At 49.8% G+C, this 2,819-nt stretch carries 1 rRNA gene; it reads left to right on the forward strand.

Annotation, left to right across the window (positions count from 1 at the left end):
* Positions 1 to 24 precede the first annotated feature (24 nt).
* Positions 25 to 2,819, forward strand: a 23S ribosomal RNA gene (locus Q3223_RS19385); the annotation flags it as partial.

Raw genomic sequence — 2,819 nt, forward strand, 5'->3', positions numbered from 1 at the left:
TTAATCTATCAAACCTTTTTAACTGGTCAAGTTATTAAGGGTGCAGGGCGGATGCCTTGGCACTAGGAGCCGATGAAGGACGTGATAAGCTGCGATAAGCTTCGGGGAGTTGCACGTAAACTTTGATCCGAAGATTTCCGAATGAGGAAACTCACTTAGAGTAATGTCTAAGTATCATTAAGTGAATACATAGCTTAATGAGGGGAACTCAGGGAACTGAAACATCTAAGTACCTGAAGGAAGAGAAAGAAATTCGATTCCGTAAGTAGCGGCGAGCGAACGCGGAAGAGCCCAAACCAATAAAGTTTTCTTTATTGGGGTTGCGGACATATCATAACGAAGAGGTATCGTAATTGAAGAGGTTTGGAAAGACCCACCACAGAAGGTAATAGTCCTGTATGTTAAACGAGAAAACTTTAGATATGATCCAGAGTACCACGGGACACGTGAAACCCTGTGGGAAGCAGGAGGGACCACCCTCCAAGGCTAAATACTACCTAGTGACCGATAGCGTATAGTACCGTGAGGGAAAGGTGAAAAGAACCCCGGGAGGGGAGTGAAATAGAACCTGAAACCCTGCACTTACAAGCTGTGGAAGCACATTTCTTGTGTGACCGCGTACTTTTTGTAGAACGGGCCAACGAGTTACGTTAAGTAGCAAGGTTAAGCACTTAAGGTGTGGAGCCGTAGCGAAAGCGAGTTTTAACTGAGCGTTCAGTTACTTGACGTAGACCCGAAACCGGGCGACCTACCCATGAGCAGGATGAAGCGAAAGTAAAATTTCGTGGAGGTCCGAACCCACGAGCGTTGAAAAGCTCGGGGATGACTTGTGGGTAGCGGTGAAATTCCAATCGAGCCCGGAGATAGCTGGTTCTCCCCGAAATAGCTTTAGGGCTAGCCTCAAGGTGAGAGATACGGAGGTAGAGCACTGAATGTCCTAGGGGGTATTGCACCTACCGAAGACTATCAAACTCCGAATGCCGTCATCTTATACTTGGGAGTCAGACTGTGGGTGATAAGATTCATAGTCGAAAGGGCAACAGCCCAGATCGTCAGCTAAGGTCCCTAAATGTAAGTTAAGTGGTAAAGGATGTGGGATTGCACAGACAACCAGGATGTTGGCTTAGAAGCAGCCACTCATTCAAAGAGTGCGTAATAGCTCACTGGTCGAGTGATCCTGCGCCGAAGATTTCCGGGGCTAAAACTTACTACCGAAGCTACGGCATCATTATGATGGGTAGGGGAGCTTCCCATACGGGTTGAAGCATGACCGTAAGGACATGTGGACAGTATGGGAGTGAGAATGTTGGCATGAGTAGCGAGATGTGGGTGAGAATCCCACAGGCCGTAAACCCAAGGTTTCCAGGGGAAGGTTCGTCCGCCCTGGGTTAGTCGGGACCTAAGCTGAGGCCGAAAGGCGTAGGTGATGGACAACAGGTTGATATTCCTGTACTACCGATAACCGTTTGAGAGATGGGATGACACAGTAGGATAAGCTAAGCACACTGTTGGTTATGTGTGCCCAAGCATTGAGGCAGTCAGAGTAGGTAAATCCGCTTTGATAATGCTGGGATGTGATGGGGAGCGAAATTTAGTAGCGAAGTAGCTGATTTCACACTGTCAAGAAAAGTCTCTATCGAGGTTAAAGGTACCCGTACCGCAAACCGACACAGGTGGGTGAGGAGAGTATCCTAAGGCCCGCGAGAGAACTGTTGTTAAGGAACTCGGCAAAATGACCCCGTAACTTAGGGATAAGGGGTGCCACCATCCGGTGGCCGCAGAGAATAGGCCCAAGCGACTGTTTACCAAAAACATAGGTTTCTGCTAAGTCGCAAGACGATGTATAGGAGCTGACGCCTGCCCGGTGCTGGAAGGTTAAGGGGATCTGTTAGAGCAATCGAAGCAGTGAACTTAAGCCCCAGTAAACGGCGGCCGTAACTATAACGGTCCTAAGGTAGCGAAATTCCTTGTCGGGTAAGTTCCGACCCGCACGAAAGGCGTAACGATTTGGGCACTGTCTCAACAACAGACTCGGTGAAATTGTAATTCCGGTGAAGATGCCGGATACCTGCGACAGGACGGAAAGACCCCATGGAGCTTTACTGTAGCTTGACATTGGGTCTTGGTACTACATGTACAGGATAGGTGGGAGGCTTTGAAACCAGGACGCCAGTTTTGGCGGAGCCATCCTTGGGATACCACCCTTGTAGTACTGGGACTCTAACCATAGGCCATGAATCTGGTCTTGGGACACTGTCAGGTGGGCAGTTTGACTGGGGCGGTCGCCTCCCAAAAGGTAACGGAGGCGCTCAAAGGTTCTCTCAGTACGGTCGGAAATCGTACGTAGAGTGTAAAGGCAAAAGAGAGCTTGATTGCAAGACATACAGGTCGAGCAAGGATGAAAATCGGACTTAGTGATCCGGTGGTTCTGCGTGGAAGGGCCATCGCTCAACGGATAAAAGCTACCCTGGGGATAACAGGCTTATCTCCCCCAAGAGTCCACATCGACGGGGAGGTTTGGCACCTCGATGTCGGCTCATCACATCCTGGGGCTGTAGTAGGTCCCAAGGGTTGGGCTGTTCGCCCATTAAAGTGGTACGCGAGCTGGGTTCAGAACGTCGTGAGACAGTTCGGTCCCTATCCGTCGCAGGCGTAGGAAATTTGAGAAGACCTGTCCTTAGTACGAGAGGACCGGGATGGACGTACCTCTGGTGTACCAGTTGTTCTGCCAAGGGCATGGCTGGGTAGCTATGTACGGAATGGATAAGCGCTGAAAGCATCTAAGCGCGAAGCCAACTTCAAGATAAGATTTCCCACCG

This window comes from Clostridioides sp. GD02367, assembly GCF_045900275.1.
Lineage (GTDB): Bacteria > Bacillota > Clostridia > Peptostreptococcales > Peptostreptococcaceae > Clostridioides > Clostridioides difficile_A.